The following is a 21,113-nucleotide window of genomic DNA, read 5'->3' on the forward strand; positions in this document are numbered from 1 at the left end:
ATTTTAATTTATTTGTACGATACTTCCTTTTACAATCGCAACGGCGCTCGATGACATTTCGGCACCTGCGCTTCCTTCTGCTTTGTATTGTGCTTTTGCTTTTAAGGAAACATTTGCTCCTTCAATCGTTACATCGCCGGTGGCGATTAACTCAATGTTTCCGGCACTTTCCATTTTTATTCCTTTACTGTCAATGGTGATTACGTTTGAATTTTCATCTTCAATTATAATCACGCCTTTGTCTTCATCGAGTGTGATCTTTTTGCCGGCAGGGGTTTCAATTCCGATGGATTTTTTTTCATCGTCAAATAAAACCTTCATTTCGCTTCGGGTTACAATTCCTTTTTGGTGGTTGTCATCGGAAGCTACAATTGGAGCAGGTTTTCCGCTGCTGTGAAGCATTCCTAATACGATGGCATTGTTCGGGTCTTCGTTGACAAATCCAATAATGACTTCGTCTTCTATTTCAGGTCTGAAAAAAACACCTCTGTTTTCCCCCGCATCCGGTGAAGCTACCCGGCACCAAATGCCTTGTTCTTCGTTATTGATGATGGGGATTTTTACCAAAATGCGATCTTCACCATTGGGATCACTCTCTAATTGGGTGACAATTCCAACATGCAGTCCTTTTATGGCGGGAATGATTCCTGAGCCGGTTGGCGTATGAATGTCGAACGTTTCAGAAAACCACTCCGGATTTAGTCCGAATTGGGCATCGATTGTCCAGTTTCCTTCTGACAGTTCATGAAAAACACCTGTGACATAGGCATCACCGTTAAAGCGATCTCCAACACCTTCCAGCGTAATTATGGTATTCGGTTTTACGGCAGGAATGCCTTGAAACTTAACTCTTCCACGGATTTTAGATAATTGTTGAAACAATAATTTAGCATCGGCCCAATCCTGAAGTTCTACTTCGGTAATGGTACCGCCGTGACGTAATTCAAGGTTTTCAAGCTTGATAATTTCAGACAGATCGGAAGCCGAAAGATTGCCGTTCAAACTTACGCTTGGGTCATTGGCTTCAATTTCAACTAACTCCTGATTGGTATAATCCCAACTGTAGGAGGACACTTTGGCAAATTGATTTCGGGCATCGATTTCGGCGTCAAAATCAAGTATAGTAGCTCCAAAAGTGATCGTTTCAACAGACGAAGCTGTTACATTAGGTTTGCTGATGGTAATTTTTCCGTTCTCAACAAAACAAAGTTTGCCATTGGCTTGTGCTCTCGAAACAATAAAATCCCAGTCGGAGGTATTGTATTGAACGAGTTCTTTATGACTGAAATTAGTCGCTTCAACGTCTTTTTCCAGCCCGTAAAGATCAATAATGCTTTCAAATGCTTCGCTGTCTTTTACCTCATAAAAGTATTTGCTTTTTCTTCCAATAGTGAGTTTTACGGCTTCATCTTTGCATTCGATAATCAGCAAAGAAGCACTGCTTTTTATTTTAATGGAATGTTTGATGATGATGCCTTTGTAAATGGTTTCTTCATCACTGTGATAACCGGCATGAATTTCAATTTTTTTGCCCGGAATCAATAGATCTTCATTGCTCAATTTGAATTCTCTTTCAGAAGCTTCTCCGTCTACCAGAACAATTTGAGCCATAGGAATCCGATTGACTTCATTTTGCACCACTATGCTTTTTACTTGATAGGTTTTAGATAATTCTTCGCCTTCAATTAAAATTTTAAGTGTTACTAAATCGGCACTTTTACTGGTTTGTATGACTCCGCTATTGTTCATTAAGATTGTTTTTGTAAGGGTGGAAAAAATAGTTTTTGCCCTGTTTTTAATTTTCTGAAATTGACAATGTTATTGGCTTTGGCGACTTCGAGATAATACTTAGAATCGCCGTAGATCTGAAAGGACATCAAGGGTAAAGTATCACCCTCTTTTACCGTTCTGTAATGCGTTAAATCGGGTGACTTATTATTTTCTCTTGCGGCTCTTAAATTGTCTTCAACAAAACCTTGAAATTTTACTTTTGCAACTGCTCTGATGGGTGTTCCGTCGGGTTTAAAGAGTTTGAATTCTACATCCATTTCAGTCAAAGCTCCTTTAAAGAGCAATGTTCCCCACGAAATAATCAGGTAATTGGGTTTGTGTTTGTCTCCGTTGTAATTTAAAACCACTTTTTTAAATTTCTCAATGTCATCAATGATGCCATCGTCGGAACTTTCGTAGCCGTTGATTACGCCGGATCGGTCAAAAACAAAATCGAGTTCGAGGTTTTCAGGTAATTTTTTATTGAATTTTGGAGCGATGGTGCTCGTTCCTGAAGCCTGCGTTTTATCGGTTTCGATTTTATAGTGATACGTGTACTTTTCCGGATTCATGAGCGTAGAAAAGGTACCGTCGGAAATTTTGTTGTTAAATTCCGGGTCACTATAGGCAACGACTTTTAGTTTTTCTAATTCTCCTAACATGACTTAGCGTTCTTTTTTACGTTCGATGATTTTCAGTACTTGTTCTACGCATTCGGCTACCGCATCTTCATCGGTACTTTTTGGAGTACTGGGAGAAGTTGCCGGTTTTGATCCTTCGTTCACGTTTATTTTAATGTGAAGCTCTTTTATTTCTATGGGCATAACTAGCTTTTAAGTAAGGTGAAATAATTGTAGGTAAGCTCAAAGTTTTCTACTACAAGCTTACTTTCTTCGGCATTAAAATCTTCCACCGACCATTTTACAGGATAGGCATGAACCACGTTCCATGAAATCAAAGGCTGATGTTCTTGATTCAGCAATTTGATGGTCAGGTTTACGGGTTTGAAAGAAAAGTTTTCTATAGCATCTCTGCACCAATCAATAACAACAGAATCAATCAGTATTCCTCTCTTTAAAGTCAGGTTTGGATATTTTGTCTTTACAGGGAGTTTGTGCTTGAATCTATTTTCTCCACCTTCGGCAATCTCCTCGGTTTCAATGTCAACAGACAAGCCGGAAACAGATTGAAACTGATGGTCCTTTTCTTTCGAACCAAGACCTTCAAATTCAACTAAGAAGTGAAAACCGACAGGTGGATAATAGTTAGCCATGATTAGTCATTTTGAATGGATAAACCTTCGTGCACCAATTCCATAGATTCGATAGCGACTTCGTTTCCGTCAGCTTTCAAATCGGTGGATTGAATTTTAGTTGGCCACGCATTTTTTACTTTCCAGATCAGCACCGGTGCATGCTCTTCGTTCAGTAATTTGATCGTGATATCTCTTCTTTCTATGGTGTTTAGTTTTACCGTGTTCCACCAGGCGTAATACTCATTGTCGCTTGCAAAGGTTCCTCGTTTCAACGTGATGTTGGAGAATTTCTGCATGCCCGGCATCTTGATCTTACTGTATTCAGGACTTGCTCCTTGGCGGTATTCGATAACTTCAGTTTCTACATCTAATCCGGAAACTTCTGTAAATCCTATTTTTGTTCCACCCCAGTCAACTGAGAAATGAAACTTTGGTAGCGGATAACTCATGATCTATATATTTTTAATGTTGATATTAATTAAGATTCCTGCATTTTGTGAGAGAAACGTAGAATGATAAATTCTGCCGGACGCACTACTGCCATTCCGATTTCGATAATCATTCGGCCTTCCAGAATGTCAATAGCCGACATGGTTTGTCCCAGTCCGATTCTAACATAAAAAGCTTGTTCAGGTTTTGCTCCGGCCAATGCTCCGGCGCGCCATTGAAGAATTAAGAAATTCTCGATCATGGCTCTCACTCTGATCCAGGTATTGGCATCATTAGGTTCAAATACAAATTGTTCGGATGCTTTTTTGATGGATTCTTCGGCCATATTAAAGAAGCGACGTACCGGAACATAACGCCATTCGTTATCGTTACCTGCCAAGGTTCTTGATCCCCAAACCAAGGTTCCTTTTCCAGTAAAACTTCTGATGGCGTTGATGGATTTACCGGCAACTGTATCAACATTTAGATTGTCCTGAATGGTATTGGTGATTTTAACGGTAGGTCTTATAACATAGTTCAAACTAACATTTGCAGGTGCTTTCCAAACCCCTCTGTCCTTATCTACTCTGGCGTAAATTCCGGCTATAGCAGAACTTGGAGGAAGTGTGATCGGCAGGTTGTAAATCTCTGTTAGAATTTTGTTGTAAGTAGCGTTGTCAATGCTTTCTAAAGTGCTTAATTTTCTTCCGTTTAATTCACCATTATTTAAATCTTTTCCACTAACGGATTTAATGGCATTTATAAGCGCAGGTAAGGCCACGGTAAAACCTGTAAAACTACTTGTAAGCCCGGTAATGGCTACTTGAGTAGTCAAAGGTGTATAGTTTACCAGTTTTTTTAATTCGGTATCAAAACTTACGGTATCTGTTTGAACAATTTTTAGCAGTTTCGCTGTTGCGTTCTCAGTCTGTATTTTTTTCTTTAATGTTTTTAAGTTTTTATATACAGAATCAATTTTATTGTTCGCCGTAAAAAGCAAGTTAAAGGCCGTCAAAGTACTTGAAATCGTACCTGCAATAACCATATCTTCGTCTGATATTGTGCTAATTGCCGCGTTTGCTTCATCGTTTAATGCATCTCTCAAAAGGGATAATTCTTCTAAGGTCGCAAGTAAAATATTCAGGTTGTTTAAAAACGTTGTTTTTTTGGTAGCGTCACTGGTAAAACTTACTGCCAGGTTAAAATCGTTCGGACCATTATTGTACATCTGTAAAAACATGTTACTTATTTGACCCGCAATGTTTCCTACAACAGGTTCATTAACCAGTTTGTTTACTGTTGCCGCAATTCCCGTAACAGGACTTTCAATAGGTACAAGTGCTGCAGCGATTTTATCATAAGCTTTTGCCGTATACGAGTAATGTTTTAATATTATTTTGGTAGTATCAAAAGCATAGTCCAATATGGTTTCTAAGTGTGGATAATAAACGGCTCCGTACTTAATGGTGTCTTTTTCAGAACTGATTTTATTTCTTAAATCATCTATATTAGTATCTGTTGGACTTGTTTCATCGTAATTCAAGGTATCAATTAAAGTAAATCGGTCCTGAAGATTTTGGCATTGCGCTAAGGCATTGTTGTACAATCCGTAGAAATCAGTGATTGTTATTGCGGATACTTTTGTGGCGTCCGGAAACAGGATTAATGTGGGTTCGTCAATTTTTTCTAATTCTAATAATCCATTGTTCAACGCTACGCTATTGTTGATTGCTATAACAGGACTGTCTGCATCATCCAAATCATTTCCGTAACGACCTACCGATACAATGTAACAAGGACCACCACCATTTGCAAAAAATAGTTGTAAGGAATAGTACATCAAGAAAGGTTGTTTTGAAGTCGGTTGATCCACAATAATAGATCTTGTGTCGCCAGTATCAGTTGAAACATCATTAATGGTAACACTAATGGTTGTTTCTGGTTTTGCAAAGCCGAAAAAGCGTTCGTATTCTAAGAGAGATGTTATTCTTGTCGGTTTCAATTTCAAATCTCCATTAATCTTGTTCGTAGCTTTCTCAGTATAACCAATAAAAGCGGGAATCGCTGTTTCTACCTGGGCAACGGAAGGAGGAAACTTTACGATTTCCTCAACATATACTCCAGGCGTTTTGTAAGTTGTTGCCATAATTGATTGTTTTTAATTATTAGATAAATATTTCCGAATAGTAATCACCATTGTTTTTTGTTATTGATTTTACGGATGGGTTAGGATAATGGCTGCTGGCCGGCTCCGGAGGCGTAAAATCGGTAAGAGGATCAATTTCAACAAAACCCGAGTAAGTCAGTGGTTTTGCAGCATTGGTTTCAATTTCAGTTGCTGCTTTGCGGTTGATGTATTTCCAAAGCGTTTTTCGATTGTCAAAATGAATTTTATAGTGCGGGCTATTCAATTTGCCCAAATCAATAATATTATCAGGAGCATTGTCGCCTTGCAGTGTCAATGAAACAAGTCCGAAGACATCTTGTTTCTGTGATGGGTGTAGTGTGGCTATTAAATCGACAGTGGTTGCTTCAGATACTAAAAAGGCATTTGAAATTAACTTGTTGTCGTTTATTTTTGGAAGGTATTCAAAAGTGACCGGCTCGCTCGCAGGTCTGACGTTGCTGAATAAAAATACTTGATCGAAGGCAAAGTCTAAATCAGTATAATTTTCAAATTGATAGTCGTTTGTACTTATTAAGAAGTTTAAGTTCACATCAACGGGAGTTGGTATAAAAGGATCCAATTCGTCTGCTTCTTTGACTTTAATGTATACTCTAAAACCTGTTTTGGTTTTTTTGAATACCATTTTGTAGTTTTTGAGCGTTGTATTGGTTTCTAAAGTTGGCGTTATCGTTACAAAGTCATCGGCGCTGTAATTTTGCAGCATTTTTTCTTTGTCAGCGCCCGACATGGCCGCAAAAGTTTCTTCGCCGTTGTTCAGAAAGTAATTGTGAAAAACGGTTACTTCAAATAACAATCCATATGTAAGGTTAAAACTCATGATTGCTCGCTTGTTTTTGTTACACCTTTAATTCTGCTGATCAATTCTCCTTCTCCTTGTGCAATATTGCGCTCAATTTGTATCATGCTGACTTTGTATAAAGCCGATGGAAGCTGTTTGCCGCCTAATGTTCCCCAGATATAGTTCAATTCCTCAAAAGTGGGGGTATAGAGTTCTACTGTGAATCTGAAATTGTCAATATTGGCCATGGCAACATTATTTCTGTTGTAAATAGTGTTGGCTTGCGTGAATAGTTTTTTCCCTTGAAAAAAGGCAATGATTTTCGAAATGTCATTAAGGGAGTTGATGTATTTCGTTCTGTTGGCACTAAAGAGTATGTACAGGTTTAAATTGATAATACTGTTTTTGTATATTGTTTTAGTATTTTCAATAGCGTGATTGGGAACATTTTTTAAAGTAGCTTCCTCGTCCAGATTAATTAACGTAAGCGCTACTTTATCGTCTAAATTTGTCGCTATGGTTTCGTTTTGAGACTCTAAAAAAGCGATATTTTCAGCCACAATCGTTTTCTCCAGCCCAATTTCTTCGAGATAGCTGTTTACTTGTTCTGTAATTATCTGAATAACTTCAAAAATCATCTTGGGATAAAGTTTAAATATTCTATACTTATTACTAATTTGATTGCCTTATACACAAACCTACTTTGCGAGGGTATAATTCCTAATTTCTAACTGTTTAAAAGCAGTATTTGTATGCTCATTTTGAGCTTACTTTTTTAGATATAATCGATATTCAGTTTTTGATTTATTCCCTTATTTTAGGAATCAAATAAGTGTTTTTTTGCTTTTTTCATGACATCCGAATTGTACTAACACTATATAAAATTTGACTAAAAGGGATTAGTTCCAAGGCGTAGATTAAAAAGTAAAAGAGGGGGGTGTAGATTTTACTTTAAAATTGTAATGGTTTGTATGGCTGATAGTTATGTCTAAGTTAGAAAAAAGAAAGGGCATCAAAAAAGGGTATTTTTACCCTTTTTTCGTTTAATTTATTTTTTATAAAATATTGATTATCAGATAGTTAGTTGTAATTGCGAATTTTAGCTTTAATTTCTACAAAAATAAAACCGTCGTATTTTATTACAAACCTTAAAAAATTATAGTATAAAAACTATAAAGTGTTCATTTTTAAGTCAGTAGTTATTCTTAAAATTATTGGACTTGTTATTTGTAGAGAATTTCAGGGCTATTTTGTGTAAGACTTAAAGAAATAAAGGGAAGTGATCTCCTTTGTTAGTTCCGGAAGTATGTCTTTCTTTTTTTGGGGTAGTTTATAAAATTATTCGAATACCATTTTATTTTTTACAGGCGGGAAATAGTATTGCTGTTTTTAATTTTTTTAATGCACAATTAAGATATAAAACGGGTAATTATACTTAGTGTAATGTAGTCTATTTCTTCTACATTTGATTCCTTTAAAACATTTGAGAATCAAATAATGGATACTTTTTTGTTTTAAACAAAGGTAATAAAAGGAATTTTATAGAGGGATCAGGCATGTTTAAATAAAAGCGGATGTTCTAAAAATGTAAAAAACGATTTTATACTGCCATTTCGGTTTCCTGCGGATAAGAATCCGGTACTCATACCTATTTTTCAATTTAAACTTTTGTGTCCTTGTATTTTTATGAGGAAATACAAGTCCTGTTAGCTTTATTTTCAGGACATGTTTTTTTAGCGATCAGGTAAAAAAAAGGAGACCGGATGAGGTTGATAGTTTACAGATTCTTATAAAAATGTAAAATATAAAAATAGAGAGGTCTTCAAAAAAGCAAAACGAAGAAATCCTTAACCGACAGACAAATACAACTTTTAATTTAGAATATAAAAAGATGAAAGCGAAGAAAGAATTTACAGTTGCAGATTATCTGCTCACTAGACTCAAACAATTAAATGTTACCGAAGTTTTTCAAATTCCGGGTGATTATGTAAAACATTTTACACAAGCCTTAGAAGATTTCAATGGCATCGAAACCATCGGAACTACTAACGAATTAGACGCTTCCTATGCGGCAGATGCTTACGCGCGTACCCGAGGTTTAGGTGCGGTGTCTTTGCAATATGGGGTTAGTACTTTTAGTGCTTTGAATGCTATTGCCGGTGCTTATGTAGAGCGTAGTCCTGTTGTGGTAATTAGCGCTACTCCCGGATCAGATGCCCGACAAATAGGAAGTATGTATAATGTACTTTACCACCACTCAACAGGTAACCTCAACGCAGATCAGGAAGTATACGAAAGGGTAACGGTTGCTGCCGAGACTTTAAGCACTTCGGTAGGTGCTCCCGAAAAAATCGATAAACTACTTATTGCAGCACTTACCTATCAACGTCCGGTGTACATAGCCTGTTATAAAGAGGTGTGGGGCGAACCTTGTCCTAAACCACCCGCTAAAAAACTACAGGCCGAAATCATAAAGAGTGAACCGGCGGCACTTGATAATGCGGTTACTCAAGCCTGGACTCAAATTACACAGGCAAAAAAGCCTATAATTTTGGCAGGTGTAGAGCTCTTGCGACATGATTTAACTACCCAGTTAGAAAAACTTATTAAAGAAAGTGGGATGTTGTACACGACAACGTCACTGGGAAAAACGGTGCTGGATGAGAAAGGAGATAAATTTATAGGAACTTATTCGGATCAGGCCTCAATACCCGAAGTGATTAGCCTTGTTGAAGGATCTGATTGTATACTGTCTTTAGGTACGATCATTACCGATGATTATTTATGGTTGGTAGAAAATAAATTTTCGGACATGATTCAGGCTACTACGCAGGAAATGCGAGTGGGTTATTTTACGTACAATGGCGTAACCTTAAAAGACTTTATTGAAGCTTTAACAGAACGTTTTAAACTAGCTGCTGCTTATCCTTTAAAAGTTGTGGCACCACCTCAACCAAAATTTCCGGAGCCTTGGAGATCTAACTCCGATCCGAAATATGATGCAACACCCGAGGTAATAACCTTTAACCGCTTTTTTGAACATACCGTTTCCTTTTTAGAAAAGCAGAAAATGCTCGACAAAATTGTGATGACTTATGGTGTAAGTACGTCTATGTATGTGGCCACTAATATTTATGGTTTATCTAAGAACGCTTATATCTCCTCGGCTGCGTGGCAGTGTATTGGTTTTGAAACCGGTGCAGCTTCCGGTGCTCAATTAGGGAGTGGTAAGCAAGCCTGGACTGTAGCGGGTGATGGTGGTTTTATGATGATCGCACAGTCGCTTTCGACTCTTGCGAGATACAATATCAATTCCGTAATTTTTGTAATGAGCAACGGAGTGTACGCGATAGAGCAGGTATATGTAGATATGGATGCCTTTAAACCGGGGCCGTCTCATAAGTTTGATGCATTTGATATTCTTCCAAAATGGGATTATCAGGCACTTGCTAAAGCATTTGGAGCAAACAGTTACCGAGCCGAAACGGTTACAGAATTAGACGAAGTGCTTCTTAAACTTAAGAAGAAAACAAATCTTCCGAGTTTAGTAGAAATCGTAATTCCTGAAAAAGATCTCGCCCGACAAATGAAAAGGCTGGGAGAGGAATAAAGACAATTACAAATCAAAAGATTAACAACTATAAAACATACGACAATGACAAAAAAAACATACTCTATTTTTGGAGCAGGTGCAGCCGGGCTCTATACAGCCTGGAGGTTGCTGGACGGAACTTCCAAGCTTAAGAAAAACGAAAAAATGCTTGAAAAAGGCGATGTATTGGAACTTTATGATTGGGGGGAATACGATTTTTCTAAAAAAGATCCGGGGACCAGAGCACCGGGAGCACGTGTTTGTACCTGGCATTATAAAGACAATAAAGACAATTCGTATCTGGAATTGGGCGGTATGAGGTATTCGTACTGGAACGGTACTCCAATGGGAGCCGGGCATCGTGTAGTTACTAAAACCATTGAAAAATTAGACTTAAAAAAGGATTCAATTCCCTTTAATGAGTCCGCTGATCCCTTAATGTCTTTGCGTGCTAAGAATATGTATGTCTCCGCTGTTAGTTCTAATCAGCCCGCTCCCTATGCGGCAAACAATTACGGTGAAGACGCTCCACCGGATGATGGATTTACAACGATACAATCGGTAGCGATTACACAAGATTCAGGGCCTACAACACGAAGAGAATGGTGCAAATTTTATGACGAAGGAAGAATCAATATCGAAATGCCGGAGAGTTCGATCTTTAAAAAAGGAGATTTACTAAAAGAAATTGGCTATTGGAATCTGGGTTATGATATGCTTGGGCAAGAAGGTTTCGGTTATTTGTCCGATGGTAATGGTTACAGTTCAAACGTAGTAAACAGTAATAGTGCCCAGTCGTTTAATGTCAATGATGAGTTTACACCTGGTACAGAATACAAAACTTTAATAAAAGGATATTCCAGCTTATTTGATGCCTTATTTAATGAAGTTGAAAAATTAGCTAAAAAGAAAGGAATTACACTGAGTTATTTCCCAAATACCAGACTGCGTTCTATTTTGCACGATAAGTCCAAAGCACATTTTACAACAGCAACACGCAAGGCTCCGGATAAACTTGCAGAAAGTAAAATATGTGATGCTGCGTTTCTTGCTATGCCAAGAGCGGCAATAGAATTAGTAGCTCAGGCCAGCAGATATATCGACAAAGAAGGTTTGGATGTATTAAATCATGAAAAAGTACAGTTGTACTTAGAATCCGTAATTATGGAGCCTTCTTACAAAGTAGGGATGTTTTTCAAAACGCCATGGTGGAGAGAAACTCCGGAAGGTGGCCCAACTTATCCGGCTAAGCTAACGAGTTACTTTTTAACGGATGAAGGAATAGCAAAATTAAAACAAGAGAAGTTCCCTGCTGAATACCTTAAAAAAATAGCAGAAGCTAAAAGTCCGGAGATTATAGGTAATCCGTTTAACGATAAAGCCAGTTTTGTAGCTGCGGTAGAAAATGCCATTCAAGAGCGTTTAACCTATAAACAGGAAGGTCAAATCTCAGCAGTAGCCGAGTTAGATACGATCGGTCCAAGTATTACCGATATGCCGATCCGACAAGTGGTCTATTTTGGGGATAATGCCTTAAAAGAAAAAGGAGAAAAAGTATATGGTATTTTGGCCAGTTATGATGATATTCTATATACAACATTCTGGAAAGCTTTAGAACTTGGGCCAAAAGCAACACGCGAAATTCCGGAGTCCAGAGACCTCCAACCACTTATAGGACCAAGAACAGCCACACCGGTAATGGTAAAAATGCTTCGCTCACAGCTGGCATCCTTACATTTTGGTCCACAAACTGATTATTCTGCGGTACCGGAACCTTTAGAAACAAAATACATGGACTGGTCACTGCCTCCTTTTAACGCAGGTTATCATGCCTACAAATCGCACTATGATTTAGGCGATGTGCAAAGAAAGATCAGAAAGCCATCACAGCTTATTCCAAAAACCGATTGCGATATTTTTATCGTTGGCGAGACCTATTCAAATGATCAAGCCTGGGTAGAAGGTGCTTTTTGTACTGCCGAGTCTGTCCTGAATGACTTTTTCGGTATCGAGCCAATTATAAGTGAAGTACACTATCCTTTTATTTGTCCGGAATAATTTACCCGGACAAAATCATTGAAAGTGTTATCGAAACTTTGAAGGAGATTAAAAAAAGAAAGTCTTCTTCTTTCAAAGATAAAGCAACCAATTTTGAATAAATAAAAACCAGTAAGGGAAACTTTACTGGTTTTATTTATTATTACGAATTTTAAATAGCGGTGGGAGTTTGTGAATGAGCGATATTTTGGGAGCCACTCGTTAAAAAACAACTTTTTTTCGCTGAATATGCTGCCATTCGGGTAAACTCATTTAATCTGCAATGCTCTAAATACTTGCAAAGAAATAGTGTAGAAGCATTTCATTAGCAGACTGTTTTTTGTTCTAAATTAATCCAATGTTTTTTAGTAAGGATTATTCTTTATATTTATTGAAATTTATACTATGGATATAACTAAAAAAAACAGGGTTTTACTTTTTATTATCTTTCTAACAATTTGCATTAATTGTTATAGTCAGTCTGCACAAAAAGAAGCAAAATTGGACAGTTTATTTCTGAAAGCAAATAAATCAAAAGAGTTCAACGGAAACGTTTTAATTGCTAAAAACGGGAAAATAATATACGAAAAAGCTTTTGGACAAGCTGACGCAAGCGGAGCAATTCAATTAAATAAAAAATATCGTTTTCATATAGGTTCAATTGCAAAAGAATTTAATGCTGTTGGAATTATGATGCTCAAAGAACAAGGAAAGTTAAAACTTGACGATACGATATCAAAATTTCTTCCTGAACTTCCTTCTTGGGCGAACAAAATTAAAATCATTCACTTGCTTCAATATACAAGTGGTCTTCCACAAATAAAATGGAATGAAGTCAATAACGATTCTGAGAACATGGAAGAATTAAAAAGGACGAAATCCCTTGATTTTGAACCGGGAACAAAATATGATTATAATAACAATAATGTGTTTTTACAACGTAGAATCATAGAAAGAATCACTAAAATGTCTTTCAATTCTTTTGTGCAAAAAAAGATATTTCCGCCAATCGGAATAAAAAATGGAGTCGTAGATCCTGGTGAAGCAGAAAAACTTTTTGCAAAGTCTTTTAATAATAGCGGAAAACAAGATGTTCTTAAATATAATATCTCGGGTTGGACAGCATTAAATCTGGAAGATTTTTACAAATGGTCTGAAGCTATTAATTCATTTAAACTAATCACACCCCAATCAACAATTGAACTTTTAAAACCTTTTTCCACTGGGAATCAAACAGGCCTTGGAGAAGGTAGTATTCAACAAAACCAAGTGATAAGCCATATACATGATGGGAGTGCTTTCAATTATCAAGCTTTGTTAGTCAGTAATCCGGGATTAACAATTATTTTAGTATCAAATAACAAACAAAATACTTTAGAGGATATTAGTGCTTCGATACAAGTTTTACTTGAAAAGAATTGATAGGTTTTATATTTTTAAATGTAGCTAATTAAAAAAAAGTCCTTTATGGAAAAACATAATTGTATTTTCTTAGTATAAAAGGATTTGGATTCCATTAGCGAAGATTTAGAATCTGTGCAAAGAGAATCGTAAACTTGTATAAACAAAAAAAGCCTCAGATTTCTTTTGAGGCTTTGTCTTATTAGCAGGGTCAAATCCACGTTAACGTTATCGGTCAAGTTGGAATTTGGAATTTAAAAGATTGGAATTTACTTTATAAAAGTAATTGTGTTTGTAAAATCTAAGAAAATAATAGGTGTTTTTTTTCCTTTTGTTTGTAAAGATTTAAAAATGCAAAGCCGTCGACTGCTTAATGTAACTCATCACAAATGAACTTTGAACTTTACTTATATTTGGTATTATCGAAAGTTTTTTGACAATAAAATCATTAAATGCTTCAGGGTCTTTTACGACCACTTTTAGGACATAGTCAAAAATTCCTCCAGTTACATATCCCTCAACAACTTCTTCCAATTCCCCTACTTGTTTTGAAAACTCTTCTACAAACTCAAGGCGCTGACTAATTAACGAAACGTTGATAATTACCGTAAAGTTTAATCCAACTTTTTTGGGATTAATTAGCGCTACATAATTGCTAATATATCCTTCGTTTTCTAACTTTTTTATTCTTTCATAAACAGATGTTCTGGACATATTTAACTTTTCGGTAAGATCAGTAATATCAAATCTTGAGTTTTTCTGAAGGATTCTGAGTAGCTCGATTTCCTGTTTGTTTAATTCTTCCATTGGATTTTTTCCCGTTTAATTGTGAAAAGCAAAACAAATTTAGAACAAAAAACTAAATTTAGTCGTTTAATAAGGATTAAATACATGATTTAATTTGCAAAACAGTACGTAGTTTGATATTTGATATATTTGGCGGTACAAAAGAAATTTATTATAAATAAAAATGAATAAATACATTATTATTGTGGCCTTAGGCGCATTGAGTTTTGGAATGCTCTCTTCATTTGCAAAAATTGCATACGGACAAGGATATACTCCGGGTGAAATAACATTTTCGCAGGCTTTAATTGGAACCATAATTTTATGGTCTGTGGTGATTTTTAGAAATATCAAAAACGGAATATATAAATTAACCATTAATTGGAAATTGCTTCTGGCAGGCACTTCAATGGGGTCTTCGGCTTATACTTATTATCTTTCTGTATCGTATATTCCGGCTTCGTTGGCTATTGTTTTATTAATGCAGATTACTTGGTTGAGTATTTTGATTGAATGGGTATTTTTTAAAAAGAAACCAAACTTTACAGAAGTTGTATCTGCCGCTTTTATCATTTTTGGGACTGTTTTGGCTGGGAATCTTTTAGATCTGAATAGTTTTAATATTTCTTATAAAGGTGTTTTTTTAAGTTTGTTAGCAGCCATATTATATACACTTTACGTTGTTTTTACCAGTAAACTGGGAAAAGAAACGCCAATGTTTGAAAAGAGCGCATTAATGACAAGCGGATCGGCAATCATTATATTTTTGATTAACATGGAAGCGATTACAACAAGTACAAATATTGATTTTGGATTATTACAGTGGGGGACATTTTTGGCTATTTTCGGTACTGTGATTCCACCCATTTGTTTTACTGCAGGCATGCCAAAAATAGGAGCAGGATTAAGCTCTGTTTTATTGACATTAGAATTGCCGGCAGCAGTATTTTGTGCACATATTATTTTGGGAGAAAAAATTACTTTCCTTCAACTATTTGGTATTGCAATAATGCTGGGCGCTATCATTTATCTTAATTTGGCGAAGGCGAAAAAACAAAAACAAGTAGCAGGTAGTTTAATCTGAGAATAAAAATCAAAGGATAAAAATATGTTACTGAATATAAATGGAAAGAGTCTTTACGCTGAATATGTAAATGATCTGGAAAATCGTCCTACACTTGTTTTTTTGCATGATTCTTTAGGTTGCACAGAACTTTGGAGAGACTTTCCTGAAAAAATGGCTAAAGCCTCTCAATGTAATTTATTAGTTTATGATCGCTTAGGTTATGGAAAATCTGAAGTTATGTCTTCATCGTCCAGACCCGTTAATTATCTTGAACTAGAAGCTGATATTTTAAATGAATTACTGGAAAATTTAGAAATAGACAATGCGATTTTGTTTGGTCATAGTGATGGCGGTTCCATTGCTTTAATTGCTGCAGCTAAATATGGAGATAGAATTAAATCAATTATATGCGAAGCAGCCCATATTTTTGTTGAAGATATAACGCTCATAGGAATTTATAAAGCAATGGAAGCTTATAATACCACAAATTTGCCTCAAAGGTTGCAAAAGTATCATGAAGATAAAACAGATATGGTTTTTAAAGGTTGGGCAGAAACATGGATCAGTGATGATTTCAGAACATGGAATATCGAATATTTATTACCAGGAATTAGTTGCCCGGTTTTGTTTGTTCAGGGAGAAAATGACGAATACGGATCGTTAGAACAAGTGAATAAAACCTTAGATTTAGTAAGTGGAAAAGCTGAAAAATTTATAATTCCAAATGTTTATCATACTCCACATAAAGAAGTGCCGGAGATGGTTTTAAATAGAGTTGTTGCATTTATCCAGTTGCTTACATAATAGAGAAAAACTCGATTAGCACAGGTTTGTAATCTGTTCCGGCAAAGAGAATCATTAAAAAAAATATAAAAAAGGTCTCAGATAAATCTAAGGCTTTACTTTAATAATGGGAATAGTATTTGAACTTATGTTCGCGACGGCGACTTTGAGCCCTTTGGATTCTAATTTAGAAATTTTCCAGTTCCAGATTTTAAATAGTTTTTTATTTTGACAGTTTCTATTGTTGAATAGAAAAAGGGTCTGTGAAAGGTTGGAATTTGGAATTTAAAAATATTGGAATTTCCCCTATTAAGTATGAGCAAAGAAAAAGCCTCGGGTTTCTCTGAAGCTTTACTCTGATCAAATATATTGTTGATTATAAACTTTATCGAAGTGTTAATCATCTTTTTTTTAACTGTGTAAATTTCATCATTCTGTTTTTATTATACGAACGATAGAGAGATCATCAGTAGGAACTAAGCCATAATTATGTTCTAATTTCTTTAGTTTTATATGAAGCATTTCACCTTTACCTTGATCCGTGTTTTCAATTGTTAAAAAATCTATAGTATCAATAACTTCCTCTGATTTGGCAGGTTTTAATTTTTCAAAAGTAAATATTCCGTCTGTTGCAATAGATATGTCATGTACTTTGTTAAATTTTATTTTTTGTTCCAGAGAATCATATAATTTTTCAAAATCTTCCGATAGATGAAAGCCTAAATAATCTGGTTTATTGTCTTGGTCAAATTCGTATTTTTTCCCGTTTACAATTGCAAATCCATCGCCGATAGCAAGAATGATTCCTTCCTCACTTTTTTTATTAATCAACATTATTAGCATTGTTGTCAATAATTCTTTGGTGTCCAGCATTAATGCGTTTTTTATATTTTTAAGTTCGACTAGTAAATTCTTTAAAATTGACCTTAAACTTTCGTCAATATCGTCTAAACTTTCAGGATCTACAAAGTCTTTATAGCCTTTTTCTATGCAGATTTTTTTTAATATCTTTCCAACTAAGGTAGATGCAAAGTGACTTTCTAATGCTGTTGTACAGCCGTCCATAACAGCACATAAAATCATATTTTTACCATATTCATTTATATATAGATGGTCTTCACAATTATTTTGGTGGTAATCTCCGATTCTTATTGTGGAATATATGTTCATTTTTTTTATTTTTTATTTTTATACAGAAATGAATAAAATATATTTTTGGGTCTGTAAAAGGTTGGAATTTGGAATTTAAAGATATTGGAATTTCTACTATAAGTACGACCAAAAGAAAAAAAATCCCAGATTTCGGTCTGTGAAAGGTTGGAATTTGGAATTTAAAAATATTGGAATTTCCCCTATTAAGTATGAGCAAAAAAAAAGCCTCAGATTTCTCTGAAGCTTTACTTTAGTAGCGGGAACAGGACTCGAACCTGTGACCTTCGGGTTATGAGCCCGACGAGCTGCCTACTGCTCTATCCCGCGTTGTTTCGGGTGCAAAGATACACACTAAATACAGTTTAGCAAAGGAATTAGTGCTTTTTTTTGTTTTTATTTAATAGAATCTGATAATTTGCTAGCCTTTAGTGGTTTATAAGAGTAGATTTTTGGTAGTTATTTGGGTTTTACTTACTATAATCTTTCTCTTCTTTGATTTCCTGTTCAATTCTTTTGTTAATGTTGACTTTAGCGCCAGTAAATACAAAGATAGTTGTCCCATATTCACGAGCATATAGATTGTTGATTTCGCCCGCAATCTGAGAAGTTTCAAAATACGGACTGGTTTCTTTAAACTCGTTGTTCTCTTCTTCGTATTCTTTCACTCTGATGAGGTTTTTATACCGGATGTCAAGATTAAACCAATTGACATAATCGGCACTAAACGAAACCGCTTTGATTCCTTTTTTGGAGTAGTAATTAATAGCTCCGGCCTGTCCATAATTATCACAAAGGACCAGCGTTTCTTTCTGGTTTGGTAAAGTAGCATACACAGAATCAATTTTATGGGCAAGTTCTTTCCAGCCTAACATATCGGCAAAATCTTGTGGTAGTGCATGATCTTTTCCATCTTCCCAACGCAGCATCCCCATTTTTTTGCGTTTTTCTGAATGTTTTACGATGTATTCCGGACTCTTATTTGGAAAAGCTAAATTGTACATCGGTATAAAAAACAATATTGGAATCAGAATAAATACAGGTTGCAAGTAACGTTTCCAACCTGATTTCAGAATATCAGAAAGGAAAACAGCGCCAAAAGCAATGTAAATGGGATAGAGGCCAATGGCATAATAGGCTTTGGCTTTGAAATATAAAAAGACGAGTAATGTGAAGAGTATTGTAGTAAAAAAGAATTGGTATTTCGAGAAAGGTTTATGGAATAGCAGGGCATATAAAGCGAAAAGAATAACTGGAAAAGCTCCGATAAAAAACAATAATTGTTCTTTCAAAAAACCAATGCGATCTACATTAACCAATTGTGTTTCGGCTAATTCTTTCATATGGTGGATAATAGGAAACTGATTGTTGTATTGCCATAAAAGATTGGGCAGAATCAATAACAAGCCAAGAACTAGGGCAAAATAAAGTTTTTTCTTTGTCAGAATCCGTCTTTGACCGGAAAGCAAAAGAGCAGGCAAGAAGCCGATAAGCAGGAAGAGAATGTTGTACTTGTTTAAAAAACCAAAAGCAAATACAACAGCGCCAATATAAAACCATTTTGTGTTTTCGGTGGTGATGTATTGAATTATGACATAATAAAAAGCGGTCCAACACAATACATCTAAAGAATTAGGTTGGTACAACATATTGATTCGCAGCAAGGAGGAAAATACGATACAGGTTGCTCCTAGAACCAAAGCATAAAGGTTGCCTTTTAGAGCTTCTATAGTTTTCCAGACTACGATTAGCGTTAAAACACCAAAGAGAGCAGGAAAAAACTTAATCCAGAAAACGCCATTTCCGAGTGAAAATATAATATAAGAAATCCACGAAGTGACAGGCGGAACCGATAAATAGCCCCAAGCCAAATGATGTGCCTGATCGAGATGGAGATATTCGTCACGCTGTAAATCATACTCGGGACTCAGTAAAACGAACTGTAAAGCAAATTTTAGAATGATAAACCCAATTAAAATGATTGTTTTTTTAGTCATAGGAAATTTGGTTTGTTGGGTAAGAGGTTTTAAATCAGTGTTTAAAACGCTTAGCTAAGATATTAAGTTTAATTTGAAATTGAAATTTTTATTAATGAATAAAAAAATGAAAACTAACTTTCCTATAGTGTGTTTATGGATAGCTAAAAAATAAGGAAAGAAAAACCATTTTCTATTTGAATGTTTGAAACCAATTTAGGTATTTTGCCAACTCAAGCGAATGCATTGTTAGGTTTAACTCATTAAAATAAAATGGAGAAAAAGAAAAATTGGCTTAAAAGAATCGTTCTAAATCTGTTTGATTTTATTTTTGCGTTGATAGATAAATAAGGAGTTTTCTCAAACGGATTGCTGTGAAATATTGGTGTCATCAAACACGAAAGAAGAAAAAGGGACGAGTAAATTTATTTGCAATAGACTATTTTCCTATCTTTTTTTAGTAAAGTTATAGTAGTAAGCGCTATTACTTGTTCGATAAAATATTACAGTACTATTTTAAACATCAAAAGGATTGAATAAAACTAAAATTTAATGAGCCCGATACAATATCGAGCTCATTAAATTTAATAGTATGATCTTGTACAAATTATTTCTTTTCGTACTTTTTTACCTTTTGATTGATTTTACCAAATATAGAAGCACCGACTGCGTTTTTCATTTCGATTTCAATCTGGTCTCCAAATTTCATAAAAGGAGTAGAAGGTTTTCCGTCTTTTATGGTTTCCAAACATCTGATTTCGGCAATACAGCTGGAACCTGTTGGGCTTCCCTGGTTGGCTACTGTACCGGAACCAATAACAGTACCAGCCATTAAGGAACGGGTTTTTGCAGCGTGAGCGATTAATTCACCAAAATTAAAGGTCATATCAATACCCGCATTTGGAGTTCCAAGAACTTCTCCGTTTAATGCAGATATCAAGGGTAAATGTAATTTTCCATCGACAAATTCATTTTTCAATTCATCAACCGAAACGATCACCGGAGCAAAAGAAGTCCAAGGTTTAGATTGATAGAATCCAAATTGTTTCGAAAGTTCGTTTGGAATTAGATTTCTCAGTGAAACATCGTTTATAATAGTGACGAATTTAATGTGATTTAGTGCTTCTTCAGCACTTACTCCAGCCGGAACGTCATCTGTGATTACCGCTACTTCTGATTCAAAATCGATTCCCCATTCTTCGTTTTCAATTTCTATATCATCATGGGCGCCAATAAAAGCATCAGAAGCACCCATATACATTAGAGGATCTGTCCAAAAAGACTCAGGAAGTTCTGCGTTTCTTGCTTTTCTAACAAGTTCAACGTGGGTAACATAAGCACTTCCGTCTGCCCAATGGTAAGCTCTTGGAATTGGCGCTAAAACACGTACAGTTGCAAAATCAAAAGTTCCCGTTGTAAGTGTACCTGAGTTTAACTGCTCGTAAATATTTTGAAGTTTAGTTTCGTTGTCTGCCCAATTATCGATTGCAAGTTGCATGGTTGAGGCAATTTCAGGAACGCGGATGGCTTTTGTTAATTCTTTATTTACAACAACTAATTCTCCGTCTCTTGTATTATTATCTATTGATGCTAGTTTCATTATATTGTTTATTTAATTTTTATGTTAACTTTAAAAATTAACTAGTTGATTATTAGTGGTTTTTAGTTTTCGAAATCGTTTTCTTTATGTTGAACGAATATATAAAATAATAACGGTACAAAAAACTACTCTTTGTAGGGGTTCTGGTGGTTATTTGTAAAGCGTTTCATAGCTATTGTCTTGCACTGTTTGAGTAACCGGTTGCAAATTAGATGGTATTTTGTCTAAAATTTACTAATTTACAGGTTCTGTTATTTTATCAATAATAATGTATATTTCTTTGAAGTTTTTTTGGTTTTTACT

General features: G+C 35.4%; 17 protein-coding genes and 1 tRNA gene. 5 read left to right on the plus strand and 13 right to left on the minus strand.

What is annotated here, in order from left to right; translation table 11 throughout:
* Nucleotides 1–3: 3 nt before the first annotated feature.
* Genes vgrG through LNP23_RS09390 form a run of 8 tightly spaced genes read right to left on the minus strand, consistent with a single transcriptional unit; the run spans nucleotide 4 to nucleotide 7,058 of the window.
* Entirely contained in the window at nucleotides 4–1,749 is a 1,746-nt protein-coding gene (gene vgrG, locus LNP23_RS09355; RefSeq protein ID WP_230004676.1) for a type VI secretion system tip protein VgrG, read from the minus strand.
* Entirely contained in the window at nucleotides 1,749–2,432 is a 684-nt protein-coding gene (locus LNP23_RS09360) for a CIS tube protein (RefSeq protein WP_230004677.1), read from the minus strand. The genes vgrG and LNP23_RS09360 overlap by 1 nt, the downstream gene beginning before the upstream one ends.
* A 3-nt stretch (nucleotides 2,433–2,435) precedes the next feature.
* On the minus strand, nucleotides 2,436–2,594 hold the full coding sequence (locus LNP23_RS09365; RefSeq protein ID WP_165579391.1) for a DUF5908 family protein: 159 nt from the start codon (nucleotides 2,592–2,594) through the stop codon (nucleotides 2,436–2,438).
* A gap of 2 nt (nucleotides 2,595–2,596) precedes the next feature.
* Complete coding sequence (locus tag LNP23_RS09370) at nucleotides 2,597–3,043, minus strand: phage tail protein (protein WP_047778577.1); 447 nt, start codon at nucleotides 3,041–3,043, stop codon at nucleotides 2,597–2,599.
* Nucleotides 3,044–3,045: 2 nt separating this feature from the next.
* Complete coding sequence (locus LNP23_RS09375; RefSeq protein WP_047778578.1) at nucleotides 3,046–3,474, minus strand: phage tail protein; 429 nt, start codon at nucleotides 3,472–3,474, stop codon at nucleotides 3,046–3,048.
* Between the two features lie 29 nt (nucleotides 3,475–3,503).
* Nucleotides 3,504–5,600 carry a phage tail sheath C-terminal domain-containing protein gene (locus tag LNP23_RS09380; protein WP_047778579.1) on the minus strand — a complete coding sequence of 699 codons (2,097 nt, stop codon included), beginning with the start codon at nucleotides 5,598–5,600 and terminating at the stop codon, nucleotides 3,504–3,506.
* A gap of 19 nt (nucleotides 5,601–5,619) precedes the next feature.
* Nucleotides 5,620–6,459, minus strand: a complete 840-nt coding sequence (locus tag LNP23_RS09385) for a hypothetical protein (protein WP_230004678.1) — start codon at nucleotides 6,457–6,459, stop codon at nucleotides 5,620–5,622.
* A complete protein-coding gene (locus tag LNP23_RS09390; RefSeq protein ID WP_230004679.1) occupies nucleotides 6,456–7,058 on the minus strand; it encodes a Pvc16 family protein in 603 nt (200 codons plus the stop codon). The genes LNP23_RS09385 and LNP23_RS09390 overlap by 4 nt, the downstream gene beginning before the upstream one ends.
* Nucleotides 7,059–8,311: 1,253 nt before the next feature.
* On the opposite strand from LNP23_RS09390, the gene LNP23_RS09395 reads away from it, so the two are divergent.
* The 3 genes from LNP23_RS09395 (at nucleotide 8,312) to LNP23_RS09405 (ending at nucleotide 13,471) form a co-directional block, all read left to right on the plus strand.
* A complete protein-coding gene (locus LNP23_RS09395) occupies nucleotides 8,312–10,030 on the plus strand; it encodes an alpha-keto acid decarboxylase family protein (protein WP_230004680.1) in 1,719 nt (572 codons plus the stop codon).
* Between the two features lie 45 nt (nucleotides 10,031–10,075).
* Nucleotides 10,076–12,070: a flavin monoamine oxidase family protein gene (locus LNP23_RS09400; protein ID WP_230004681.1), complete on the plus strand. Its 1,995-nt coding sequence runs from the start codon at nucleotides 10,076–10,078 to the stop codon at nucleotides 12,068–12,070.
* A gap of 384 nt (nucleotides 12,071–12,454) precedes the next feature.
* On the plus strand, nucleotides 12,455–13,471 hold the full coding sequence (locus LNP23_RS09405) for a serine hydrolase domain-containing protein (protein WP_230004682.1): 1,017 nt from the start codon (nucleotides 12,455–12,457) through the stop codon (nucleotides 13,469–13,471).
* A 324-nt stretch (nucleotides 13,472–13,795) separates the two neighbouring features.
* On the opposite strand, the gene LNP23_RS09410 is transcribed toward LNP23_RS09405, so the two are convergent.
* Complete coding sequence (locus LNP23_RS09410; RefSeq protein ID WP_047779307.1) at nucleotides 13,796–14,257, minus strand: Lrp/AsnC family transcriptional regulator; 462 nt, start codon at nucleotides 14,255–14,257, stop codon at nucleotides 13,796–13,798.
* Between the two features lie 163 nt (nucleotides 14,258–14,420).
* On the opposite strand from LNP23_RS09410, the gene LNP23_RS09415 reads away from it, so the two are divergent.
* Entirely contained in the window at nucleotides 14,421–15,320 is a 900-nt protein-coding gene (locus tag LNP23_RS09415; RefSeq protein ID WP_230004683.1) for an EamA family transporter, read from the plus strand.
* A gap of 24 nt (nucleotides 15,321–15,344) precedes the next feature.
* Nucleotides 15,345–16,106, plus strand: coding sequence for an alpha/beta fold hydrolase (locus LNP23_RS09420; protein WP_230004684.1), 762 nt, complete (start codon nucleotides 15,345–15,347; stop codon nucleotides 16,104–16,106).
* Between the two features lie 408 nt (nucleotides 16,107–16,514).
* Here LNP23_RS09420 and LNP23_RS09425 read toward each other — a convergent pair whose 3' ends face one another.
* From LNP23_RS09425 to LNP23_RS09440, 4 genes are all read right to left on the minus strand, one after another.
* Complete coding sequence (locus LNP23_RS09425) at nucleotides 16,515–17,255, minus strand: protein phosphatase 2C domain-containing protein (RefSeq protein ID WP_230004685.1); 741 nt, start codon at nucleotides 17,253–17,255, stop codon at nucleotides 16,515–16,517.
* A gap of 236 nt (nucleotides 17,256–17,491) precedes the next feature.
* A tRNA-Met gene (locus LNP23_RS09430) sits at nucleotides 17,492–17,564 on the minus strand.
* A 140-nt stretch (nucleotides 17,565–17,704) separates the two neighbouring features.
* The gene (locus LNP23_RS09435) at nucleotides 17,705–19,231 is read right to left on the minus strand and encodes a glycosyltransferase family 39 protein (protein WP_230004686.1); all 1,527 of its coding nucleotides are present in this window, start codon (nucleotides 19,229–19,231) and stop codon (nucleotides 17,705–17,707) included.
* A gap of 586 nt (nucleotides 19,232–19,817) precedes the next feature.
* On the minus strand, nucleotides 19,818–20,810 hold the full coding sequence (locus LNP23_RS09440; RefSeq protein ID WP_230004687.1) for a fumarylacetoacetate hydrolase family protein: 993 nt from the start codon (nucleotides 20,808–20,810) through the stop codon (nucleotides 19,818–19,820).
* Nucleotides 20,811–21,113 lie beyond the last annotated feature (303 nt).

The organism is Flavobacterium cupriresistens (assembly GCF_020911925.1).
In the GTDB taxonomy this organism is placed as follows: Bacteria; Bacteroidota; Bacteroidia; order Flavobacteriales; family Flavobacteriaceae; genus Flavobacterium; species Flavobacterium cupriresistens.